This window comes from Enterococcus sp. JM9B, assembly GCF_009933265.1.
In the GTDB taxonomy this organism is placed as follows: Bacteria; Bacillota; Bacilli; order Lactobacillales; family Enterococcaceae; genus Enterococcus_C; species Enterococcus_C songbeiensis.
On sequence record NZ_MAEK01000017.1, the window covers coordinates 1 to 20,124 of the forward strand.

At 35.4% G+C, this 20,124-nt stretch carries 15 protein-coding genes; all 15 read left to right on the top strand.

Features of this window, described 5'->3' with window-relative positions; genetic code table 11:
- Positions 1 to 436: 436 nt before the first annotated feature.
- The 15 genes from BAU16_RS05440 (at position 437) to BAU16_RS05510 (ending at position 20,040) form a co-directional block, all read left to right on the top strand.
- Positions 437 to 1,297: a ParA family protein gene (locus BAU16_RS05440; protein WP_048603627.1), complete on the top strand. Its 861-nt coding sequence runs from the start codon at positions 437 to 439 to the stop codon at positions 1,295 to 1,297.
- A 13-nt stretch (positions 1,298 to 1,310) separates the two neighbouring features.
- The gene (locus BAU16_RS05445; protein ID WP_161526662.1) at positions 1,311 to 1,910 is read left to right on the top strand and encodes a hypothetical protein; all 600 of its coding nucleotides are present in this window, start codon (positions 1,311 to 1,313) and stop codon (positions 1,908 to 1,910) included.
- Between the two features lie 699 nt (positions 1,911 to 2,609).
- On the top strand, positions 2,610 to 3,704 hold the full coding sequence (locus tag BAU16_RS05450; RefSeq protein ID WP_161526663.1) for a replication initiator protein A: 1,095 nt from the start codon (positions 2,610 to 2,612) through the stop codon (positions 3,702 to 3,704).
- A gap of 81 nt (positions 3,705 to 3,785) precedes the next feature.
- Positions 3,786 to 4,796 (top strand): LacI family DNA-binding transcriptional regulator, encoded by a 1,011-nt coding sequence (locus BAU16_RS05455; RefSeq protein ID WP_161526664.1) that lies wholly within the window; start codon positions 3,786 to 3,788, stop codon positions 4,794 to 4,796.
- Between the two features lie 129 nt (positions 4,797 to 4,925).
- Positions 4,926 to 6,200: an ABC transporter substrate-binding protein gene (locus BAU16_RS05460; protein WP_161526665.1), complete on the top strand. Its 1,275-nt coding sequence runs from the start codon at positions 4,926 to 4,928 to the stop codon at positions 6,198 to 6,200.
- Positions 6,201 to 6,217: 17 nt separating this feature from the next.
- Positions 6,218 to 7,111 (top strand): carbohydrate ABC transporter permease, encoded by an 894-nt coding sequence (locus BAU16_RS05465; RefSeq protein ID WP_161526666.1) that lies wholly within the window; start codon positions 6,218 to 6,220, stop codon positions 7,109 to 7,111.
- Between the two features lie 27 nt (positions 7,112 to 7,138).
- Positions 7,139 to 7,957, top strand: coding sequence for a carbohydrate ABC transporter permease (locus BAU16_RS05470; protein WP_161526667.1), 819 nt, complete (start codon positions 7,139 to 7,141; stop codon positions 7,955 to 7,957).
- 31 nt (positions 7,958 to 7,988) lie between these two features.
- A complete protein-coding gene (locus tag BAU16_RS05475; RefSeq protein ID WP_161526668.1) occupies positions 7,989 to 10,181 on the top strand; it encodes an alpha-galactosidase in 2,193 nt (730 codons plus the stop codon).
- 2 nt (positions 10,182 to 10,183) lie between these two features.
- A complete protein-coding gene (locus BAU16_RS05480; RefSeq protein WP_161526669.1) occupies positions 10,184 to 11,092 on the top strand; it encodes an ROK family protein in 909 nt (302 codons plus the stop codon).
- A 30-nt stretch (positions 11,093 to 11,122) separates the two neighbouring features.
- Positions 11,123 to 12,361 (top strand): PTS sugar transporter subunit IIC, encoded by a 1,239-nt coding sequence (locus tag BAU16_RS05485; RefSeq protein ID WP_161526670.1) that lies wholly within the window; start codon positions 11,123 to 11,125, stop codon positions 12,359 to 12,361.
- Positions 12,358 to 14,184 (top strand): alpha-amylase family protein, encoded by a 1,827-nt coding sequence (locus BAU16_RS05490; RefSeq protein WP_161526671.1) that lies wholly within the window; start codon positions 12,358 to 12,360, stop codon positions 14,182 to 14,184. Before BAU16_RS05485 ends, BAU16_RS05490 begins: the two co-directional genes overlap by 4 nt.
- A 466-nt stretch (positions 14,185 to 14,650) precedes the next feature.
- Positions 14,651 to 16,672 (top strand): DUF2264 domain-containing protein, encoded by a 2,022-nt coding sequence (locus tag BAU16_RS05495; protein WP_161526672.1) that lies wholly within the window; start codon positions 14,651 to 14,653, stop codon positions 16,670 to 16,672.
- Positions 16,673 to 16,692: 20 nt separating this feature from the next.
- Positions 16,693 to 17,421 carry an alpha/beta hydrolase gene (locus BAU16_RS05500; RefSeq protein ID WP_161526673.1) on the top strand — a complete coding sequence of 243 codons (729 nt, stop codon included), beginning with the start codon at positions 16,693 to 16,695 and terminating at the stop codon, positions 17,419 to 17,421.
- 95 nt (positions 17,422 to 17,516) lie between these two features.
- The gene (locus tag BAU16_RS05505; RefSeq protein WP_161526674.1) at positions 17,517 to 19,187 is read left to right on the top strand and encodes a hypothetical protein; all 1,671 of its coding nucleotides are present in this window, start codon (positions 17,517 to 17,519) and stop codon (positions 19,185 to 19,187) included.
- A gap of 58 nt (positions 19,188 to 19,245) precedes the next feature.
- Positions 19,246 to 20,040, top strand: a complete 795-nt coding sequence (locus BAU16_RS05510; protein ID WP_161526675.1) for a DUF4886 domain-containing protein — start codon at positions 19,246 to 19,248, stop codon at positions 20,038 to 20,040.
- Positions 20,041 to 20,124 lie beyond the last annotated feature (84 nt).

Below are 20,124 nucleotides of genomic sequence, written 5' to 3' on the forward strand. Positions count from 1 at the left end.
CGTTAACCCTATCTATGTATTTTTAAAGTTTACCTCAAATATTTATTTTTACCTATATGAAAGAATGTATTAACAATATTATCTATTTGAAGTTTACTTTAAAACATTAGATAGACAGAAGTTTACCTTTTATAAAGTTAACCTTATTTCCCAATAAAAGATAACCTGATTAATATATACCGAGTATACTTTATTACTATAATTAAAGTATACTCTAATTATATAGATTTACTTTTTATCTGTATACAAAGTTTACTTTTAAAGATACCGGTAAACTTTATTTTTATATATATAATAAACTGTTATAAATAAATTAAGGTTTACTATAATTGATTTGCTTTTTAAATGTAATTATAGTAAACTGTAATCATTACATCACAGGTCAATTATTTTATCTTTATTAAAGTTTACCTTTTGTGACTATAGGAGGATACATATGTCAGAAAAAAAAGCACAAACGTTTGTCATCGGAAATTTTAAAGGTGGCGTTGGAAAATCTACTACTGTACAAATGGTTGGATTTGAAAGTGCTGCAGTAAAAGAACGCAAAACCTTAATTATCGATTTGGATCCTCAGGGGAATACCAGCGATGTGATGCAGCTGACTGCTGAAAATTTTAGTAATGATGGCATAGAATTTTCAAAAACAATTTGGGATGCTGTTCAGGGAGCGCCAATTCACGAATGTATTTATCCAATTATGCCTAATCTAGATCTAATTCCAGCAAATATTTTGTTCAGTGAATTTCCTGATTACTTAATTCAAAAATTTGAAGGGAATAAATTGGAACAATTCCAATACTTTGCCAGCTTAATTGAACCATTGAAAGAAATTTATGACGTCATTTACATTGACGTACCACCAACTATATCTACGTACAGTAATTGTGCTATGTATACTGCAGAATACGTCATCATTATTCTACAAACACAAGTAAAATCCCTTAAAGGAGCACAATCTTATATTGATTATATGAACTTTTTTGTTGAAACCTATGATACTGATTTAGAAATTGTCGGTATTATTCCTTTCATGATGCAAAAAAGGGATGCTGTTGACCAAGAAGTTTATCAACAAGCGAAAGAATTATATGGGTATCATCTTTTAAATACAGTTGTTTTAAACCAAAGTCGTCTGAAACGTTATGATGGTACAGGAATAACGTTAGATGTATATAAAAATGGAAATCTGGATATCTGGGATGCTAAAGCACACGCTGTTTTCATTGATATTCTTAATGAATTAGATAACCATATTGAATGGTTAAATGGCGGTCAAATGGTCGAAGACGAGTAGGGGGTGGCAACAAATGGCTCGCAAAATGAGAATGAACTCTCTCATCAACAAAAATAATCAAACACAAAGCGCCCTTGAAGAGATGGGAAAGATTAATAGTGGAAATACAGCACTAAAAAAACTGCAGGAATTTAATAAAGCTAATACAAAAAATGCGGATAAGGATGAGGTTCAAGAAAAAGATTCAAATTTACAACGTCCGCGTTACACAACGGCAGAAATTGTTCAAAAAGAACTGTCTGCCGACCTACACAAGGAAAATACACAAAATGAAGCAATTCAACAATCTGTTTCGAGTGTCGTCACAATAACCAGTCATGAGCGTAAAGGGCGGGTTGGACGTAAGCCTATTTATACTGATCCTTTGCAAAAAGCCTTGGAAATGCAGAAAATTTCTGCACGAACTAAGGCCAAGCTCACAAATTTAATCGACAAAAAATTCGATACCTACACACCTGACCAAATGATCGATTACTTGTATCATTACTATTTTGAGAAAGGATTAAGTGTTGAAGATCAAGAATTTTTGTTAAAAGAGGAAGAAAAGTTGCTACAAGAGTATCGAGAAAAGCCTAAGTATCAAAAATTACTCCAAGAATTAAAAAACAATTAGAAATAAATAAATTTTTAATGATTGGAGTTTACCTAATATATAAAAACAAGATGATTAAGGTTTACTTTATATATGGAATAATTATATAAAAGGTAAACCGCAATATCTGTATTTTCATTAATTAGGTTTACTTTAAATCAGTAAAAATCAAAGAGCGAATAGTACAAAAACTTGATGCTATACTCTTGGAAATTGTTTAATCATTTATTTTGCTAATATTAAGGTAAACTATAAATTGAGTATTTCATCAATTACAGTTTACCTTTTTCTTGATATTTTCTATTTTTGAGTTTACCTTAATTAGTAAAATACATCAAATTAGGTTTACTTCAATTAAAATGTGGATAATTTTATGCTTTACTTATTCAAATTAGAAATGGTATTCTATCATTGTGGATAACTAAGAGAGCGGTTTTAATCCTTATTTGCTCCCTGTTGATAACTATTGAAAATAAAAAAAAGCTAAGAGATTCGCAGTCTCTTAGCTAAGGATTCATACTAGATATCAATTTCGCAATTAGATATCTAAACTATTCCAAGGATTCGCAGTCCTTGTCAAATGATAAGAAATCCATTCAATCTAAAATAAGTATAGCAAAAATATGCCTTCATGACAATATTAGAGGTTTATTTAGCAATGAAAAATCCCTTATTTTTATGATTTCTTATCAATTGGATCATAAAGAGAGGGGTTTTTTTATGTTTAAATTAGAAAATGAAATGACTTTAGACAATTTACCTAAAAGCAACTATATCCAAGTAAATACAAACTTTTTCAACAATCCATTGTATAAGGATCTATCCATGCAGGCTGTCATGCTGCATGCTCTTTATACGATGCGGGTTACCTGCAGTATGTACAATTCACAGGAAAATGACACATGGAAAGACGAACACAACCGTTTTTTCATCTATTTTACAAATGAAGAAGCCGCTGATTTATTAAATATCTCTGTACGAAAGGTATCTGACCTACGAAATGATTTAGCACGACTGGGCTTAATTGAAGTTATTAAAAGTGGGCTTAAAAATTATCGGATTTATGTGGCAAATCCGAAAAATCCTAGTGACACAATCAAACCAAAACTAGCCTATAAAAATACCACAACAACAAAAGAACGTGTGCTTAATAAAATCGAACAACCGGTTTCTGTTTTAAGCTACACATTCACTTTTGATCAGATTAAAGAACCGTCCTGCACTTTCGTGAATGCAGAATCTGCATCTTCGAATCAGCAAAATCTGCTTACAAGTACAGAGAAACAACAAGTAATTTCAAAAACAACAAGAGAAACAAGAGAAACAACGGTTTCTGCGTCAACAAATTTGGGACATACGGAGAATTCTAACGATCTGATTCTTTGTGAAGGCTTAAAAACTCGCTATCAATCTGTTTTAGGTGCAGAGACGCTTGCTCGTATTCAGCAAATTACTAAAAGTGATTACACTCAAACAAAATGGTTTATTGATACGATTTTTAAAGCAAAATTTGATGCAACGAATCGTTTTCGCCGCGCTGGATTACCCGCTGATTTTTTAAACTTACTCACGTTTGAAGAAAACCCCTATTTTCGTTCGGGTTTGGAATCTGCGCTAGTCATTGCTTTTGAACAAATCTATCGCTACAAGAAAACCCAGAATCCCGCCGGTTTTTTCTATACGTTTTTACGAGGATATTTTATTGAGCGAACAAAGCAGTATATTCAGGATCACTATGAATTAAATCCTAATATTCTAGGTATTTTTGCTCAGGTGGGGAATAGGAAAAAACAGGTGCAGTCTGTTAGGGTGTAGGGTGAGTTAAACGGTGTTGATTTATTTTACTTTGTTTAGTAATATACGACTATCATAATCTTAGAAATTGGGTGATTAACAATGGTTGGTATTCGTGATGTTGCGCATTTAGCAGGGGTTTCTCCCGCAACAGTCTCTAGAGTAATAAATGAGGATAAAAGTTTATCTGTAACGGCTGAAACAAAGAAAAGAATCTATGCAGCAATTGAAGAATTGAATTACGTAAAGAAAGGTACTAAAAAGAGTAGTCGTAATTCTTCAATCGGCATTATTACGGCGGTTTCAATTCGAGATGAATTTGAAGATCCTTATTTTCGTTCGATTCGCCTAGGAATTGCATTAGAGGCTCGAAAACAGCATATTGCAGCGAATAGAATTTATCGATTGCATAAAGATATTAAAATCGAAGACCTATCAGAGTTAGGCGCAGTTGTGATTCTGGGACAACTGGATAAATCGATTCTTGATATTTTTTATATGCAAAACAAAAATCTAATTATCATTGATGACCCTTATTGTGACGAAATCTATGATGCAGTTTATGTTGATTTAAAGAAAGCGATGGAAAAGCATTTAGAACGTTTATTTGATTTAGGACATAAAAAAATCGCATTTATCGGTGGTCTTCGAAAAATTCCAATCGCTAATCAGGAACCATTGATTAGTGAGGAAGAAATTCGCTTAGAAACGTATCGATCATGGATGAAAGCGCGTGGACTGTACGATGGGTCTTACGAACTTCTTGCCGGATGGACCACTGATTCGGGGTATCTTCTTATGGAGGAATTACTAAATAAAATGGACAGAAAAGATTATCCAACAGCCGTTATTGTCGTTAATGATCCCATGGCTATTGGGGTTTTTCGTGCAGTGCAGAAAAGAGAAATTCGAATTCCGGAAGATATCACCGTTTGTAGCTTTGATGATATTGAAATTGCTAGTTTTATGACACCTACACTTACAACAGCGCATATTGATACAGAAGATTTGGGCAGGTATGCAATCCGTCTTGCAAAAGAGCGAATCGATCAAGAGAGAGAGAGACCAGTGCATGTAATTTTGCCAACTGAACTTATTGTGAGGGAAAGCTGATTAGGGTGAATAAATACAGTGGTCAAGTTATTTTTTTTTAAGAGAAAAATAGCTTGACATTTTTTTTAGTAAACACTATAAGTAAAATGAAAACGGATACATTTTACTTATAAGTGAGGATAGATTGAAATGAAAAAAGCAATGCTGGAAATTGGTGTGTTGTTGTCGGTTTTGTTAGTTACTGTAGGATGTTCATCAGGAAACAAGAAAAGTGATGATGCAGGAACAACTGAGAAAGTGACTCTTTCGTATATGAGCTGGGACCCAAATGAAGAAAAGGGCTTGAGGAAAGTTGCTGATGCGTTTGAAAAAGAAAATCCCAATATTAAAATCAATATGGAAACAACTCCGTGGGAGCAATATTGGGTAAAAATGGAGTCAGCAGCTAAGGCTGGAAACTTGCCAGATATCGTAACAATGCATCCGATTGCTTCTTATGCTTTTATTTCTGGTGGCATATTGATGGATTTGGATCCGGTTATTGAAGATTCTTCTTTAGATATGGCTAATTATTATGAAGGAATTGTTGACCCGTATAAGCTAGATGACAGTATCTATGCAATTCCAAAAGATGTGACTGATATTGGAATTTGGTATAATAAAAAAATTTTTGATGATGCGGGAGTTGAGTATCCTGATGAAACTTGGACGTGGGACACTTTAAAAGCGGCTGCCAAGAAACTGACTGATACGGAAAAAGGAATTTATGGATTTGCAGCTCCAAACGACTACCAAAATGGCTATTTAAGTTTTATTTATCAAAATCAGGGAGTCACATTAAGTGAAGATGGCACTAAATCTGAATTTAATAACCAAAATACTGTGGATGCATTGCAATGGTGGGTTGATTTTAGTTTGACTGATAAATCTTCCCCAACTGCACAGCAACTAGCTGAAAATAGTGCTTATTCATTATTAGAGTCTGGTCGTGTTGCAATGATTACTCAGGGAAATTGGATGGCGCCACAATTCAGAGACAATGAATATACTCGTGAAAACATTGATGCTGCTGTTTTACCAAAGGGTAAGGAAAGAGCTACGTTGTTGAACGGGTTGGGGTGGTCGATTTCTGCTGCAACAAAACATCCGAAAGAAGCTAAGAAATTTTTAGAGTTTCTTGGATCTAAAGAAGCTAACGAAATCCAAGCATCTTCTGGAGTAGCTATTCCAGCATTCAAAGGAGTGGGGGATCTCTGGACGAAAAGCTATGACGGAGTATTCAATGTAAAAGCTTTTGTCGATATGCTAGATTACGGACAAAGTAAACCATTTTCTCAATATACCAGTAAGGTGGAAGCTCTGGAAGGAGAAATTTTGACAGGAGCATTCAGCGGTAAAACATCAGTGGAAGAGGCAACAAAGGAACTTCAAGATCGCCAAAATGAAGTATTACAAGAAAAGTAAAGAAAGAGATAGTGATTATGAAAGCTAAAAAAGTGAAATTTAATAAGCAACAAATGCTGTGGGGCTATATTTTTATAGCTCCCACAGCTATCGGTCTGTTTCTTTTGAATATTAAACCGGCAATCGATACAGTGATTATGAGTTTTCAAACTTCTAGCGGATTAGGTGAGCCGGAATGGGTTGGAACTGCAAATTACACCAAATTATTTGGAGATTCCGAGGTATGGCAATCCTTGTTAAATACCTTTAAGTACGCTCTTATTTCAGTACCGGCCGTCATCATTTTTTCTACGTTGACGGCTGTTTTATTAAATCAAAAAATCAAAGGTCGCAGTATTTATCGAACGATTTTTTTTCTACCGATGGTGGCTGCTCCTTCAGCAGTAGCGATGATTTGGCGGTGGTTGTTTAACTCAGATTTTGGATTAATCAATAATGTATTGACTAAAATTGGACTTGAAAAAATCGTTTGGCTTTCAGATCCGGACATAGCGATTTACACAGTGATTATTGTCGGGGTCTGGAGTGCAATTGGTTATAATATGATTCTAATTTTATCCGGGCTACAGGAAATTCCAAAAGATTTTTATGAATCAGCAGAGATTGATGGAGCAGGAGCCATTAAACAATTTTTTTCAATTACATTGCCATTAGTCACACCAACCTTATTTTTTGTAGTTGTTACTACGATTATTGGTGCATTACAGGTCTTTGATGCCATCTTTATGATGATTCCTGCAATGTCAGAGGCGATGATTAAGACACAATCCTTAGCCTATTTGTTTTATAAATATTCTTTCATGTTAGATGATAAGGGTTATGGTTCTGCAATCGTTGTCTTATTGTTGGCCTTGATTTTAATTATCACAGGAATCCAATTAAAACTACAAAAATACTGGGTAAATTATTAACAACACCGAGGAATGGAGAAAAAAGTAATGAAGAAGAAAATAAATTGGGGTGCGCACATCCTATTGATTATTGGAGCAATTACTATGATCATTCCCTTTTTGTGGATGATTTTAACTGCTGGTAAAACAATCAGTGAATCAACGATTGTTCCGCCAACTATTTTTCCAGAATCATTTCAATGGATTCATTTCAAAGAAGTTTGGGAAATGTTTCCTTTTCTAGCATTTTATTGGAATACCTTTTTAATGATCATAGGTAGGGTCTTTTTCTCCCTATTATTTAGTGCAATGGCAGCCTACGCGTGTGCTCGTTTAAAATTTCCTGGGAGAAATCTTTTTTTTGCCATGGTTCTTATTCAGATGATGATTCCCGGACAAATCTTTCTTACGCCACAATATATGCTGGCACAAAAGCTGCATATATTAAATACTATCCCCGGATTGATCTTACCAGGTTTTGTCAGCGCCATCGGTACTTTTTTGCTTCGCCAGTTCTTTTTATCACTGCCCAATGAGTTAGAGGAAGCTGCTGTACTTGATGGGGCATCTATTTGGCAAATTTTTTCTAGGATTATGCTGCCCTTAGCACGATCTGGACTTATCGCATTAGGCATTTTTACCGCATTGTTTGCGTATAAGGATTTGATGTGGCCGCTAATCGTAAATACTTCCATTGATAAAATGACACTCTCATCAGGATTGGCTAATCTCCAAGGGCAATTTTCAACGAATTATCCACAATTAATGGCAGGTTCGCTTTTGGCGATTTGGCCAATGATTGTTCTATTTTTAATTTTCCAAAAACAATTTATTGAAGGTATTGCCTCGACAGGTGGAAAACTGTAAGTTTCATTTTATTCAAATTGGAGGGACATTCATGTCGATTATTTATGATGAAAAGCAGCAATTGTTTCATTTACAGACAAGAAACAGTAGTTACCTAATGGAAATAGAGGAAGGCGGAGTATTAGCTCATCTTTATTTTGGAGAAAAAATTGATTCTTATCATGGAATTCGTAAATATCCGAGACTTGAGCGCTCATTTTCGCCTAATGTTCCTGAGTCAAAAAACAGAGAAATTTCACTGGATACTCTCCTGCAAGAAAGCAGCAGTGTCGGAAATGGAGACTTTCGAATACCTTCTTGCCAAATTCGTTTGGCAAATGGGAACAGCACTGTCGATTTTCGGTACAGCAGTCATCAAATTTTTGTAGGAAAACATGAGATTAAAGGAATGCCTCAGAGTTTTGTCAAAAAATCAGACCAAGCAGAGACGTTAAAAATTATTTTAGAGGATAAAAATGCTCAAGTGAATTTAGAACTGTATTATACCCTTTTTAAGGACAGCTCTGTGATTGCACGGTCTGAGAAATTAATTAATAAAGGTGCAGAACCGTTATTTCTGACTAAGTTGATGAGTTTTCAGATTGATTTTCCTGCAAATGAATTTGAGGTAATGCATTTTGAAGGAGCGTGGGCTAGAGAACAAACTATAATGCGGGAAAAAATTGGTAAAGGTGTAAAGCTTTTAGGTAGTAGACGAGGAACTAGCAGTCATCAGGAAAACCCGTCTTTTATTTTAACTTCTAGTGCAACAACGGAAAAATCAGGTGATGTTTACGGATTTTGTCTGGTCTATAGTGGTAATCATGAAACGAATCTTGAAAAAGATCAGTATGAGCAATTACGAGTAATGATGGGAATAAATTCGTTTGAATTTGATTGGAAACTTGAATCGAATGAACAGTTTCAAACACCAGAAGTTTTGATGAATTACACGAACCAAGGATTTACTGATCATTCCTTGATTTTTCACTCGTTTATGAAAAACCATATCATTCGAAAGTTTCCTGAAAAAGAACGTCCTATTTTAATTAATAATTGGGAAGCAACCTATTTTGATTTTACTGAAGAAAAGCTTTTACATTTGGCAGAGGAAGCTAGTCATCTAGGAATCGAGCTATTTGTATTAGATGATGGCTGGTTTGGCAAAAGAAACAGCGATACAACTTCTTTAGGAGACTGGAAAGTGAACAAACAAAAATTTCCCAATGGGTTAGCGAATTTTTCTAAGAAAATTTCGCAACGAGGATTATCCTTTGGCCTTTGGATTGAGCCTGAAATGGTCTCACCTGAAAGCACATTGTATGAGCAACATCCGGAATGGGCTTTGCAGGTTCCTGGTAAAAAAGGGGTATTAGGGAGAGGGCAATATGTACTAGATTTCAGTCAAGCAACCGTCAGAAAACATATTTTTGAACAATTTGTAGCAGTGTTGGATACCCTCGATTTTAGCTATATAAAATGGGATATGAACCGTAGCTTGACAGATGTGTTTTCGACTGTCCTGCCTCCAGATAAGCAAGGGACGGTATATCATAGATATGTTTTGGGTTTATATGAATTTTTAGAAATGTTGATAAAAAGATATCCCAACGTATTATTTGAAAACTGTTCTGGTGGGGGAGGACGTTTTGATGCAGGAATGCTCTATTATATGCCGCAAACATGGATTAGTGATAACACGGATGCAGGAGCTAGGCTTCAAATTCGATATGGCGCAAGTTACTTTTATCCAATCAATGTAATGGGAGCTCATGTGTCGGCCATTCCGAATCATCAAACAGGGCGGATGATTTCTCTGGAAACACGAGGAAATGTAGCAATGTCAGGTATTCTGGGCTATGAGTGTGACTTGACTAAATTATCACCAGAAGAAAAAGAGACCATCAAAAAACAAATCAGCTTTTACAAGCAACATAGAAAATTGATTCAGACGGGAACGTTCTATCGATTGTCAAATCCATTTATCAAAAATGAAGGAGCGTGGTCTTTTGTTTCTCCAGATAAATCAGAATGCTTACTTTTTTATTTTCGAAAAACGGCAATTGCTTCTGGACCAATCAACATATTAAAGCTTTCAGGACTTGATAAAAAGGCAATCTACGAAACAGATCAAGGAGTCGCCTATTCCGGAGAAGAATTGATGACATTAGGATTTTACATGGAATATTACTTACCAGGAGATTATGCATCGAAACGAGTTTATTTAAAAAGAAGAGGCGAATAAAGATGAAATACCTAGCAATTGATGTTGGCGGAACTTTTGTAAAACATGCGCTGATTACCGATACAGGTATTCAAAACGGTGGACGAGAAAAAACAATCACGAAATCTTTAGCAGAATTTGAAGAGCAGCTCCTAACGATAATTCAGTATTACCAAAAAGAAACAGTTGAGGGAATAGGCTTTAGTGTGCCAGGAAAGGTAGATTCAAAGACAGGAATTTTATATCATGGCGGTGCTTTACCATTTTTACATCATTATTCATTGATCAAACAGATTTCAAAAAAAGTAACGATCCCAATTAAAGTTGAAAATGATGCAAAAGCTGCTTGTTTAGCAGAATGGAATTGGGGAAATCTCAGAGATACAACTTCTGGACTGATTTTGGTTTTAGGAACAGCCCTTGGAGCTGGAATTATTTCTCAAGGAAAATTGTTAACAGGTCCTCATCAACAAGCGGGGGAAATCAGCTATCAAATTCTTGATCGCAGTCTTATCTCTGAAAATTCTTTTGCAGGTAATCAAGGTTCTTCAGTTCAATTGATTAAACGTTTACGAGATGTATTATCGGAAGAAAAGAAAAGTGATTCGGACCTTTTTACAATGATCGAAGGCAACTCTGCAGCAAAGAGTGTTTTACAAGAATACTGCAATGATCTTGCAAAAATTATTTTCAATACACATGTTCTTTTAGATTTAGAAAAAATTGTCATTGGCGGTGGGATCTCTCATCAGACAATTGTGTTGGATTATTTAATTGCGGCATTTACTAGACTTTACGGCAGTGTTGAAAGTATTCAACAAACTTTTGAAGTTCCAGCCATTGAAACGGCTCATTTTCTTTCAGAAGCCAATCTTTACGGCAGTATTTTGCCTTTGCTTTCAGAGAAAGAAATAAAAAACGTTATGTTTTGACTAAAAGTCACAAGAAAAGGGATGAAAAAATTGAACACAAAATTAATTGATCGAGTTTTGAAGTACTCCGCCAAGATTCAACAAAATTCGTATATCAAAGGAATTTCAAATGGATTGGCTGCTTTGATGCCATTGATTATTGCTGGTGCAATGTTTACGATTATTGATGCGATGGGGATTCCTGTGTACCAATCCTTTTTAGTAAATATTGGGATTAAGCCATTTCTCAGATATCCTAATTTAGTTACCAATGGGTTGTTATCCGTTTACGCAAGTTTTTCTATCAGTTATGTTTTAGCAAAGGAACACAAAATTGATGGTTTTTCTACGGAGATTATTTCAATCATGGCATTTGTTTTATTGTTTCCTCTAGATACAAATGCGGACGGGGTAGATATGATTCCATTACACTACTTGGGAGCGGAAGGAATGTTCACCGCAATCATTGTAGCAATTTTGGTAGAAAGAATTATTTTCTTTCTGAATAAGCATCAATTTATTATTAAAATGCCGGAAAGTGTTCCTGACTTGATTGGAAAATCTTTTGCTGCTTTGGTTCCTTCTTTTGTAGTTATCTTTGTTTTTCTTGCAATAAAAATAGCTTTTGGAGCTACTCAAATGGAGACGTTTCCTAACTTTGTTACTTTGATTATTCAGACACCTATTAAGAGCTTAGGGGAAAGTTGGATTGCACTTGTCTTCATCATGTTGCTAGTCAATTTATTATGGTTTTTTGGGATTCATGGTCACTTGGTGGCGTTAAGTGTGATGGCACCAGTTTATATGCAAATGGACTTAGAGAACTTGAACGCATTTCAGGCGAAGGAAGTTTTACCCAATATTATCGGTAATACATTTATTTACGTTTATGCCTCCGGTGCAACGGTTTTGTTTGGACTGGTTTTCTGGATGTTACGTGCGCACGCTAAACGCTACAAAACACTTGGAAAATTAGCTCTGGTCCCCATGCTGTTAGGAATAGGGGAACCTTTAGCTTTTGGTGTTCCTTATGTAATGAATTTTGTTTTATTTATTCCGGTTGTGTTTTGCAGCTCGATTAATAGTTTACTGGCTTATTTTGCAACGGTGCTCAATATTTTGCCTCGCTTAAATGGAATAAACACACCTTTACCAGTAGGTGGAAATGGATTTTTAGCTGGTGGTTGGCGAGTGATGGTTTTTCAAATTTTACTATGTGCGTTGAACGTATTAATTTGGATGCCATTTGTAAAAAAACTTGATCATATGGAATTGGAGGAAGAAGAATGACTTTACCAAATAGACAAATTCATCTAGATTTTCATACACCACAGCTTGGGCAGCCGCTTGCAGAAAAGTTTAACGGAGAAGAATTTGCTACAACTTTACAAGGGGCGCTGGTTCAATCCATTACTCTTTTTGCAAAATGTCATCATGGATTTGCATACTACGATACAACATTGGGCAATAAACACCCGGATTTAGATTTTAATCTTTTAAAAGAACAGATAGACGCATGCCGAAAAGTTAAAATACAAACGCCGGTCTATTTTTCTGTCGGATACGATGACTATAGCGCTCGTCTTCATCCAGAATGGCTGCAGCGAGATGCTGCGGGAAGAATGCTTTACAGCCAAGGAATTCCTATTAGCGTACTGGAACCGGGATATAAACGATTATGTTTGAATTCTCCGTATGTTGTATACCTGAGACAACAAGTAGCAGAAGTTTTAGCTTTATTTGGGAAAAAAATTCCGGGACTGTTTTTTGATATCGTACGACAAGAACCGTGCTATTGTGAAAATTGTGTATCAGAGATGGAAAAACAAGGAATCAATTTGCAGGATGAACAAGCAGTTACAGCTTTTTCGGAGAGCGTTACCATTCGTTTTAAAAAAGAAATGAGTTCATTTATTCGAGAAAGAAAAGCTGATAGTGGAATTTTTTATAATGATGGAGTTGTAGGACCGGGATTACGAAAAAATATAGCAGACTACAGTCATTTTGAGGTAGAAGCTTTAGCCAGCAGTCAATGGGGCTATGGTTATTTTCCTGTAGTGGGACGCTATGTTAAAAATCTTGAAAAAGAATTTCTTGGAATGACCTCCAAATTTCACATTGGCTGGTCTGATTTTGGCAGTTATAAAAATGATGCTGCTTTAAAGTATGAAACATTGTTGTCAATGGCACATGGAGGGAAGGTTTCTGTCGGAGATCAGCTCTATCCAGATGGTCGCTTGCAGCCGTATACGTATCAGCGGATTAAACAAGCATTTACCCAACTAGCCCGCATGGAGCCTTACTGTGAACAAACTGTAGCAGTTGCTGATTTTGCAATTCTCTTTACGAAAACCGATGAAAAAGGTCGATTTACCGAAGAATTGGATGGAGCGGTTAGCCTGTTTAAAGAAAGTCATTACCTATTTGATATTATTGACAAGGAAATGGATTTTTCTAACTATCCGGTGTTGATTCTTGCGGATGCTGCTGAACTGGATGAGGCATTAATTGAAAAGTTGAATCTCTATGTTGCTGCAGGAGGAAAAATAATGTGCTCCGGGGAGGCACCAGTCAAGGATCACCGATTTGTTTTACAAGATTTTCCAGCGCGGTATCTCCATAGTTTGGTGAATCAAATGGATTACCTCAAATTATTACAAGAAGATATAGAGCATATTATGTATCTCGGAGGGAATCAGATTGAAGTAACGGAAAACGCTCAGGTGATTGCTGAACAGTATAGTCCATTATTTAATCGTACTTATGAACACTATTATGGTCATGCTCAGGCTCCTATTGATTGGTCCCATTCAACTCCAGGTATCGTGCAGAATGAGCATTATAGTTATTTTACTCATTCAATATTTAGACTGTATCATGCAGTTGCAGCTAAGTTTTATAAAGATGTAGTCGTCAATGTTCTGGACCAGTTCTTACCTCAAAAAAGCGTTGAAACGAATTTACCAAGTACAGCGGAAATTATTTTGAACTATCAGGCGCAAAAAAAATGTTTTACTGTTCATCTGTTCCATTATGTTCCACAACGGCGGGGCATTTTGAAAAAGGAATCGATATTATCGAAGAACCGCTTCCTTTGGAAAATATTGAACTAAAACTCCTTTTACCAAATACTCCAAAAAGAGTATTCAAAATATCCGACGCACAATCTGTCGATTTTACCTATGAGGCCGGTAAACTTTTTCTAAAAATTGATCAAGTGATTGGATACGAAATGTTGGTTATTGAGTGTTAGAGTTTCTAAATTCGTTCACTGTCGAATTGGGTATCTTTTGAAACATGTGAAGGAGGATGAACTAAGCGAAGGGGAGACGTTAGTAAGAAAATTAAATAGAAGCGCCTAATTACTAGGTGATAAAAAAATAGGTATATAGAGAAACGGCAATTTTGAACATTCTTCGGATTAAGACCAAAGAATATTCAAAATTGCCGTTTTTTAACCTGACATATTGTTAATTGTAAAATTTTGTTTGTTTTTTTTAAAAAAAGCATAATTAATACTATGTTTTTTTTGGACTAATATCAGTATTCTTTTCTTGAATGAAGGAGAAGGAGAAAGAAATGGATTTTTGTAAAGAAAATTTGGATTATAACAATAGTCCTTACACCGGATTAACTAGGGATAGTTGGAAAGAAGCAGGAAAATTCATTTTATCAGGAATATTCCAATCAATTTTTTCCGTGAATGATTCTATTGTTTTACCACGACGAGAGAAAGAAGTAACTTATCCTCATGATGAAAAAAACTCTTTGGAGAAAATATCTGAACGTTTTGAAGGGTTGGCACGTTCGTTTTTTATTGCAGCACCTTTGATTCATGATGATCCATCATTGAGATTAAACGAAATTAAAGTAAGCGATTATTACAAAGAACAAATAGTAAGAAGTTGTACAAGAAATGATTCTCTTTGCGTTGGGTTATATGATGATTTATTGAAGGAATACGGAGCTGATAATCCCTCTCGTACATTCCAACAAACAGTAGAGAGTGCTGCTTTAGTCATTGGTCTTTGGATGAGTAAAGAACAAATTTGGGATAGCTATACTTCAGAGGAGAAGGATATAATCGTAACTTTTATTGAGGGATATGGCTATGGAAATACTATTACAAATAATTGGCAATTATTTAATATGTTGGATTTAGCTTTTTTACACATGGAGGGCTATTCCATCGATAAGGTAGTGATGAAAAAATATGCGGAAGAAATTCTGGCTTTCTATGCAGGAGATGGGTGGTACCGTGATGGACATACATTTGATTATTATAGTTGTTGGGCGTTTAATCTCTATGCTCCGATTTGGAATCTCTGGTATGGGTATGAAAATGAGCCGCAAATTGCAGCGAAATTTGAGGAATATGCGAATATTTTTATGAAAACGTTTCCCGATATGTTTGATGAAGAAGGATTCGTAAATATGTGGGGAAGAAGTATGATTTATCGAAATGCACCAACTGCTGCATTTTTTGGAAATTTACTTTTAAAAAAGAATTCATGTAATTTTGGTTTGGCACGAAAAATTTGTTCAGGAGCACTTAGACAGTTTTTTGATAGAGAAGATACTTTTCTTAAAGGAATTCCCACACTAGGTTTCTACCGACAGTTTGTCCCTATGTTACAAGGATATTCATGTGCAGCTTCACCTCTGTGGCTTGGAAAGGCTTTTATGATTCTATATTTACCAGAGTCGCATCCCTTCTGGCAAGCAAAAGAAGAAAACGGCAGTTGGGGAGACAACGAAATGGAACAAGTAAAGAGGACCACGTTAAATGGTCCAGCTCTTTCTTTTTCCAATCACTTCGCAAATGGTGAAACTCTTCTTAGAAGTGGGAAAGTTTTACGAAATATGGCTGTTGTTAATGATATGTGGGGCTATGCAAAACTTTGTTTTAACACTAGATATCCTTGGGAAGCGACACCAGCTATTTTTTTGGAATCACAACAATATGTTTTGCAGGATTTATCCTCTGGACACTATGAAAGAGGAAATTTTATTGCATGGAGTGGAGAAAGAAAAGGAATTTTATATCGGCGATTATTTTTCGATTTTGCGACACCTAAGGAGTATACATGGATAAATAAATTGGATTTGGCTGATTTTCCAGTTTCAAACGGACTAATCAGAGTGGATAAACCACATTTTTTACGGAGGTCTACTGCGATGACACTAGGGTCCTTTGGTTTTCCAGATAATGGAACTAAACTAAGCGAAATTAGTGAAGGTGATGCAAAGGCAATCATTTTAAAAGGCTACGACCATAATGGAAATGAAAAACAAATGGTAATGACAATATACAAAGGGTGGGATAATTTAGCTGTATATCGTAGCAAGGGAACGAATCCAGATTCTCTACAATCAATAATTATTTTTGCAAAAGTGAATCAGAAAACGCCAATGTTATTGATTTCTCAAATACTTACCAAGAAAAATCATGAGGATTTTGCAGTAGAGGAAATATTTCCAATAGAAGAGGTTGATTATGATGAAGCATCCGACGCAGCTTTTCAAATAACCATCAAAATGAAAAATGGTGAGAATAAAAAAATCGACTATTCGTCTATTGAAGGAAATCTTCAAATATAAAAAAATTGGAGGCAAATTACGTGAAGATAGAAGAGATCAATTTAAATGAAAATAGAAACGTTACACTTACAGCTTATATTCAAAAAGTAGATGGTGAATTTTTTCGAATACACCAGAGACCTGCAGTTTTGATTTTACCGGGAGGGGGCTATCAAATTTGTTCGGATACCGAAGCAGATCCTGTTGCGATGCCATATTTAACGGCAGGTTATCAGGCATTTATTTTGCGATATTCTGTCGAAAAAAATCAACAATGGCCAAATCCACTGGAAGATTATGAACAGGCGATGGCATTAATTCGCGAGAGGCAAGTGGAATGGCACGTAGATTCACAAAAAATTGCGGTAATTGGTTTTTCCGCTGGAGGACATCTTGCTGGATGTGCTGCGACAATGGCACGTCATCGTCCAAATGCAGCTGTTCTAGGTTATTCATTATTAACAGAAGATGTAAAAAAATATAGCAAAGATGCACCAAATGTTGTTGCAGCAGTGGATCAGTTTACTTGCCCATGTTTTGTTTTTGCTACTAGAAATGATAATGTAGTTTCAATCAAAAACAGTCTTGATTTTCTAGAAATACTTGCCGACAAAGAAATTCCTTTCGAAAGCCATATTTACAGCTTTGGTCCCCATGGTTTTTCAACGGGTAACTCATCAATTCAAGTTCCAAAAGATATCAGTCCTCGGGCCTCAAATTGGGTAGCAGATAGCATTGATTGGTTAAAGGAAATTTTTGGCGATTTTTAGAAAATAGAAATTATTGTATAAACAGATTCATCATCGAAAAACTAAAAGAATGCGGTTTAAGGATAGAAAAGAAATGAATAGGAAAAGGTGAGAAAGTGAATTTATTTGTTAAGCCATTTGTTGAAGAACTCCATATAGCTGCTTTGAAGTATCAAAAGAATGGATCTGTGATGCCTATTTTGTTTAATGGCTATCAAGCGTTTTTAAAAACTGGACATCGACAACTATTTGAGGATCAGTACTTTGCAAGAAGGAGACAATTAGCGGTGCTTATCCTTGATAGTTATCTTTCTCCTTCACCAGAAGGTTTAGAGCTGCTTGAAAACGTAATCTGGGAGGTTTGTAATGAGTACACATGGGCAGTTCCAGCTCATGTGCCGACAAAAAATGATCAATTTACAACAGACAGTCATTTTTTTATTGATTTATTTGCAGCTGAGACCGCGCATACACTGGCGGAAGGAAAACACTTATTAAGTGAAAAGTTAAGTCCAATGATTCAACACCGAATTGATGAGGAGTTAGAGCAACGAATATTTGAACCCTTTATTAAAGAAACCTGGTTTTGGGAAACGATGGAAAATAATTGGAGTGCAGTAGTTCCTGGGGCAATCGGCATGGCTGCACTCTGGCAATTTAACAATGAAGAGCGATTGATCCCACTTTTAAGTAAAGTGGATCACTGTTTAAAAAGTTATTTAGCAAGTTTTGATAGTGACGGCACTTGTAAAGAAGGAATTGGTTATTGGTCCTACGGCTTTGGCTACTTCATTTATTTTGCTGAATTATACCGAAAGATTAGAAAAGATAGTCGGTATTTTCAATTAAGTAAGGTTAAAGCTATAGCTTCTTTCCCATACAAGATAAGAATGAATGGAAAAGGCTATATACCCTTTTCAGACTACACTGGAACAGATATTCCAACAGGTCTTTTATCTTTTTGCGAAGAAGAGTATAAATTGCCTGTTACCAAAAAGGAAATGAATTCGCTTGATTTTGACCATGCGTATAGATTTGCACATTTATCACGAAATCTTCTTTGGGGTAAAGAAGGAAAAGAATATCGGGAAGATAATTCTCAGAATTTTTACTTACCAAAGGCCCAATGGTTGATAAAAAAAAATAGAGAAAAAAACTTCTTTTTTGCTGCTAAGGCGGGTATCAATAACGAGAGTCATAATCATAATGATGTGGGACACTTTGTTTTAGGAGGGAAAAGGGGACTATTTTTGACTGATTTAGGAGCAGGTGAATATACAACTTCATATTTTTTACCGGAGACACGCTATGATTTTTTGACGACATCTTCAGAAGGACATTCTGTTCCTATCATTAACAGTGAATTTGAACGAGCTGGAAATTATATGGCTAGGGATGTAGTCAATGATGAAAAAGGATTTTTAATGGAAATGACAGACGTTTATCCCGAAAGAACACAATTAAAGAGCTTCATACGTTCTTTTCATTCTTCAGACAACTTATGCCAAATAGAGTTAAGCGATCAGTTTTCGTTTTCAATGGGTCCCAATACTGTTATTGAAAATTTCATTACTCTGATTAAGCCGGTGATTTTTGGTAAACAGGTGATACTTAAAGAAAAAGGAGGAGAATGTAGAATTCAGTTTGAAACGGATAAAATTAAACTTATTGAAAAAAAGTATGCTGATCATTCTGGCAAACAAAAAAAAGCCTATTTAATTCAAGCAGAATATGTTATTGAGAATGAGAATTCAATCAATATTTTATTTAGGATAAATGAAATGTAAGAAAAAATACGGGTATGGCATAATCTCTTAAAGTAAAAACTAAAATGGAGTGATTTTTGTGATTAAAATTTTAGTCATTGGAAATAGTTTTTCTGAAAATGCAACTTTTTATCTTCATCAAGCAGCTTTGTCAGCGGGAATTAAAACAAAAGTAGTCAATTTAAATTTAGGTGGTTGCTCTTTTGAACGGCATTGGCAAAATATCTCAAATGAACAAGCAGTCTATCGTTATGAATTAAATGGCTATTATGATGAGGAGAGTCAAAAAAATCCGGTTACTATTCAAGAAGTTTTATTTTCTGAAAAGTGGGATTATGTTGTTTCTCAGCAGGCTAGCAGAGATAGCGGCGTATCCGCAACCTATTACCCCTATGCCCTGAATATCTATGCCTATCTTCGTCAAAATATACCGCATGCCAAATTTTGTATCCAACAAACATGGGCATATGAGATAAATAGTCAGAATGAGGCGTTTTTCCGTTATCATAAAAGTCAATCGGAGATGTATCAAAAGTTGTCCGCTTGTTATCAAAAAATTGCACAAGAACTCTCTCTTTTTGTTATACCAACGGGTAAAGCAATTCAAGAACTCAGAAAAATGAATATGTTTCACTCGACAACAGGAGAAGTTAATTTGAGTTGGGATGGGCATCATCTTTCACCAGTTTATGGAAAATTTGCAGCATCGCTAGTATGGCTCAAATTTTTATTAGGAGTAGATGTTAAGCAATTAAATTATGTTCCCCTGAATAGATATAATGAAGGCTTTATAATAGATTTAGTAGCTCTGGAAGTAATTAAATCCTTTGTTTCTGAATTCACCTTTACACAAGGAACACTCCTCACTAAATGAACGGGGGGAGGCGGTTTGGAATATTTACATAAAAAAACACAACACTCTGAATTTGTCGTTATTGGTGGTGGAATGTCTTGACTC

Coding starts and splice junctions, on each gene's coding strand:
- BAU16_RS05465 (WP_161526666.1), top strand. CDS start 6,218: ATGAAAGCTAAAAAAGTGAAATTTAATAAGCAACAAATGCTGTGGGGC.
- BAU16_RS05490 (WP_161526671.1), top strand. CDS start 12,358: ATGACTTTACCAAATAGACAAATTCATCTAGATTTTCATACACCACAG.
- BAU16_RS05495 (WP_161526672.1), top strand. CDS start 14,651: ATGGATTTTTGTAAAGAAAATTTGGATTATAACAATAGTCCTTACACC.
- BAU16_RS05470 (WP_161526667.1), top strand. CDS start 7,139: ATGAAGAAGAAAATAAATTGGGGTGCGCACATCCTATTGATTATTGGA.
- BAU16_RS05475 (WP_161526668.1), top strand. CDS start 7,989: ATGTCGATTATTTATGATGAAAAGCAGCAATTGTTTCATTTACAGACA.
- BAU16_RS05445 (WP_161526662.1), top strand. CDS start 1,311: ATGGCTCGCAAAATGAGAATGAACTCTCTCATCAACAAAAATAATCAA.
- BAU16_RS05480 (WP_161526669.1), top strand. CDS start 10,184: ATGAAATACCTAGCAATTGATGTTGGCGGAACTTTTGTAAAACATGCG.
- BAU16_RS05460 (WP_161526665.1), top strand. CDS start 4,926: ATGAAAAAAGCAATGCTGGAAATTGGTGTGTTGTTGTCGGTTTTGTTA.
- BAU16_RS05440 (WP_048603627.1), top strand. CDS start 437: ATGTCAGAAAAAAAAGCACAAACGTTTGTCATCGGAAATTTTAAAGGT.
- BAU16_RS05455 (WP_161526664.1), top strand. CDS start 3,786: ATGGTTGGTATTCGTGATGTTGCGCATTTAGCAGGGGTTTCTCCCGCA.
- BAU16_RS05450 (WP_161526663.1), top strand. CDS start 2,610: ATGTTTAAATTAGAAAATGAAATGACTTTAGACAATTTACCTAAAAGC.